4 protein-coding genes are annotated in these 4,297 nt (G+C 46.0%); 2 read left to right on the plus strand and 2 right to left on the minus strand.

What is annotated here, in order from left to right; genetic code table 11:
- Positions 1-696, minus strand: a 696-nt coding sequence (locus ACKPQ4_RS02585; RefSeq protein ID WP_407679650.1) for an ABC-2 transporter permease, incomplete at its 3' end; no start/stop codon positions are given.
- A 15-nt stretch (positions 697-711) separates the two neighbouring features.
- Positions 712-1,440, minus strand: coding sequence for an ABC transporter ATP-binding protein (locus ACKPQ4_RS02590; protein ID WP_407679651.1), 729 nt, complete (start codon positions 1,438-1,440; stop codon positions 712-714).
- Between the two features lie 178 nt (positions 1,441-1,618).
- On the opposite strand from ACKPQ4_RS02590, the gene ACKPQ4_RS02595 reads away from it, so the two are divergent.
- Both ACKPQ4_RS02595 and ACKPQ4_RS02600 read left to right on the plus strand, forming a co-directional pair.
- Positions 1,619-2,794, plus strand: coding sequence for a hypothetical protein (locus ACKPQ4_RS02595; RefSeq protein WP_407679652.1), 1,176 nt, complete (start codon positions 1,619-1,621; stop codon positions 2,792-2,794).
- A 108-nt stretch (positions 2,795-2,902) separates the two neighbouring features.
- Positions 2,903-4,297 (plus strand): 1-deoxy-D-xylulose-5-phosphate synthase N-terminal domain-containing protein (locus ACKPQ4_RS02600; protein ID WP_407679653.1); only part of this gene is annotated, 1,395 nt, incomplete at its 3' end.

A 4,297-nucleotide genomic window follows, 5' to 3' on the forward strand; every position in this document is an offset into this window, starting at 1 on the left:
TTGGGGACTCCCCACCCAGTGCCTACGCCCAATCAAAATAGAAGATAGGTAGAGCATGGCCACGGCCAAGCCGATAAAGAAAATCATACCCGATGTACTGATTATTCCACGGCTAAAATCGAGAAAGTTTGCCGCAATTGCCCATTCCGAATCCTGTAATAAGGCAAGGGGCGAGTTGAAGGCTACACCCAAAACAAAAGCAACTGTGAGGTTGGCGGTGAGGAAAGAAGCGACCATTCCAATAGCAATCATGCTGAGTCCGACAAACCAATATCCCAAGTAGGTGGAGACCAAAAGGCCAAAGTCGGGATTGCCTAATTGGCTAAGCACATAGTAATTGGCGATCAGAGAGATAACGAGAGAGACTGAAAATATGGCAACGGCTCCGAGGTATTTACCAATGACCACATCAAAATCACTACCTGGCAATGTGAGCAAAAGTTCATCTGTGCCTTGTCGCTTCTCGTCTGCCCAAATACTCATGGTAATGGCGGGGATAAAGCCAAGAAGGATGAGGGGTAGATAACGGTTTAATTGATCAAGGTTTGCCAGATTGGAATCAAAAAACTCCTGAGGCCAAAAAGCGGCTAAACCACTAGATAAAAGAAAGGCGCAGATAAAAACATATCCGCTGGGACTTCCAAAGTATGCGGCTAGGTTGCGTTTAAATACGGCGAGAACGGCTTGGATGTTCATAGGACAGTGCTAAAGTTATGCAGCTAAAGTTTGTTTATTGAACCAGGTATCGAGTGAGGATTCGCTCTTTATTTCATCTGGAGTTCCTTCAAAGATTAAGCGACCGTTGTTAATCAGTAAGACACGGTCCGCAACTTCGGGCACTTCTTGTAAAATGTGAGTAGAAAGAAGAATCGTTTTACCCAAACCTTTTATAGTCTTACGAACTTCCAAAACTTGATTGGGGTCAAGCCCAGCAGTGGGCTCGTCCATAATCAATACATCTGGCTCGTGTAACAATACATTGGCCATGCCCACACGTTGCCTAAATCCGCGTGAGAGTTTGCCGATTGGTTTGCTCAGTACGGTTTGCAGTGCACATTGTTCGATTACTTGGGAAATCCGGTCTCTCTTGGTTGCTGGATCCATACTTCTGGCATCTCCAAAAAAGTTAAGCAGGGCTATGGGAGTCATCTCCTCGTACAATGGGCCGTTCTCAGGAAGGTATCCGATTCGATTTGCTACCACCGAGCGATTATTTGCTACCTCTAAACCACACACCTTAGCAATCCCTGCAGATGGAGCTAAATATCCAGTTAGCATTTTCATTGTTGTACTCTTTCCGGCACCATTTGGTCCTAGAAAGGCAACCACCTCGCCTTTGCGGATGGAAATGTTCAAGTCTTCCACGGCAATAAAATCACCGTAGTATTTACTTAGGCCCACGGCCTCGATCATGAATTCTTCTTTTGATTGTTCGCTCATATGTAGTGGCTGGATTATGGCTGTATAAAAAGGCAGGGTTGTTTCTATTAGATGTTATGCGATGGTGCACTTCCATTTTGTGCAAAGGTTCAAAAAATTCTTTCTCGGGCATGCTTTCAAGAAGAAAATCTTTACAAGGCTATAAGAAATTAACTAGATTAAAGCAACCCTTAGGAATATGCCCACTTTCCGTCCAGTCATTTTAATTCTTTGTTTGAACTTCCAAGCAATGTCCTTGGCAGGTAACTCTCTTGATGAGTGGTTTTCATCTCCTTTGTTGGATGTGCCTGTTAGAATGGATGAATTAAGTGGGGATCGAATTGTAGAACTAACCGCGGAAAAATTTTCCACTCCGTTATTTTATCCCAAGTCTGTAAGTGTTTTTGAAAGGATGGATGGATCTTTGCCTAAATTCTATTTACTCGAGCAACTCGCAAAGAATCCCGGACTTATTCCCCTCCCCAAAAAACAATCTACCCGATACCCGGGAAGTGTCGGTCGTAATCAACAAAATGTAGAACTTAATGTTGCTGATAGAGAAAGGCAGTTATTTGATACTTCACTTCTGCTGGTTCCGAAAAGATCTTCTCCGCTTCCCTCAGACGATGATTTAAAGGCATTCTTAGCCCAAGGGCAACGAAAGTATGTTTCACCGGTCGACTCCAAGGACATCATTGATAACCTTTTAAAAGATGAGTATGCAGATCATCCGGTCATCAGTTTACTAAACGATTCCCCGGAAGTTAAAAAAGTTTTAAAGTCAGAATCCTTTAATCAAGGCAAGCAGGGCCTTTTTAATTCTGCCAGTTCTGCTCTTCAGTCTTCACCCACAGTTCAAGCATCCTCTTATCTTTCACCTCCGCAACCACTGGCTGGAGTTAAAAAAGCATCTTTTCAAGACTTGCAATTTGATGGCCGAACTTTTTTAACTTTGCAGGCACGCAAACCTTCCCGAGATGGTACTATGCAACCGGCACAAGCTTCGGAGATTTACCTGACTACTCAGGACCTAAAAGAGTTACTCAAGGGGATCGGGAGTGATCCTGTGGTTGCTGGGGAGGTTAGGTCAGTTGCAGAAATGTGGGCCAAGGCAGAAAAGAATGTTTCTCAAAATCCAGAGATTGCTCTGGGAGTAAAATCCATTCTTCTTTCTGCAAAGGTGGGCCGTGCCCGTACCGATCCTTACGGAAATGCATCGATGGATAATGTATCTCCTGATGATAAATATTTTGTCATTGGAATCGATAAGGATGTGGAAACAAATGTTGTGACCATTTGGTCCAAAGAAGTAGATGTTGAGCCTGGAGAAAACTTGGTAGAGCTTAGCTCTACCGATGTTATTTATCAGGAGTAATTCCTCTCTCTTTATTCATTCACTTGGCGAACTTCTCAAGAATTGCTCGCCATCTTAGAGTCGGGTGCTTTAATTGACGCTTTCATTCTTATAAAATCTATCTTCGTTATGCAAAACCAAGAAATCCTACAACAAGCCGCTGATCAAGCCCGTGGCTTGGCCATCGACGCGATTCACGCCTGCAGTTCAGGACATTTGGGCCTTCCCCTCGGAGCTGCCGAGGTTGGGGCTGTTCTGTTCGGCAAAGATTTAAAAGTCGATCCGTCCGACGATCAATGGCTCAACCGCGATCGTTTCATTCTGTCCGCCGGTCATGGCAGTATGTTCCTTTATGGATGGTTGCACCTCGCTGGGTATGATCTCCCTCTCGAAGAGGTAAAGAACTTCCGTAAACTTCACAGCAAAACACCTGGGCATCCCGAATACGGTGAGACTCCAGGCGTTGAGTGTACAACTGGTCCACTCGGACAGGGCGTTGGCAATGCGGTTGGTATGGCTATCGCTTCCAAAATGGCGGCCGCACATTTCAATACCTCCGAGCACGAAATTTTTAACCATCAGGTATTTGCCCTAGCTGGGGATGGTTGTTTACAGGAAGGGGTAGCCGCGGAAGCTGCTTCCTTAGCTGGTCACCTTGCCTTGGATAACCTGACCATCCTTTATGATTCCAACGATGTCACCCTCGATGCTATGGCCGATGCCAGCCAGAGCGAAAGTGTGATCGATCGCTTTGCCTCTTATGGATTTGCGGTTGAAATGATTGAAGATGGACATGATATGGAAGCGATCTCGGCCGCCCTTGAACGTGCCCGTGCTAACACCGAAAAGCCTACTTTTATTGAAATCAAAACCACCATTGCCAAGGGCATACCCGAAGTTGCGGGTACTTCTGCCGGACATGGTGAGGGTGGGGCAAAATTTGCCGAAGCTGCCCGTCAGGGTCTTGGGCTGCCTGAGGAAACATTCTATGTGTCCGATGAAGTCCGAACATTCTTTGCCGACCGCAAGGCCCAGCTTGGTGAAGCACGTCAGCAATGGGATGCATCTTACGCCGCCTGGCGTTCTGCAAATCCCGAAAAAGCAGCTTTGCTTGATTCTGGAATTTCTCGTGATGTGCCTGCTGATTTACTCAATAGTGTGCAGGAATTTGCCGCGGATGCCAATGTGGCAACCCGTGCAGCTGGTAGTCAGATTATTAACGACCTGGCCAAGGCTATGCCTTTATTAATTAGTGGTTCTGCTGATCTGCATGGTTCGACCAAGAATTATATTAAGGAAGTGGGCGACTTTACAAAGAACAACCACTCCGGTCGCAATCTGCTCTTTGGTATTCGCGAGCATGCCATGGGGGCGATCGTTAACGGGATTGCCTATTACGGCATCTTCCGTCCTTCAGGTGCCACATTTGCGGTATTTGCCGATTATATGCGCCCATCTGTCCGCCTTTCGGCTTTGATGGGGCTTCCTATCTTTCATATCTGGACGCACGATTCTGTGGCAGTT

Source organism: Candidatus Chordibacter forsetii, assembly GCF_964187505.1.
Lineage (GTDB): Bacteria > Verrucomicrobiota > Verrucomicrobiia > Opitutales > Seribacteraceae > Chordibacter > Chordibacter forsetii.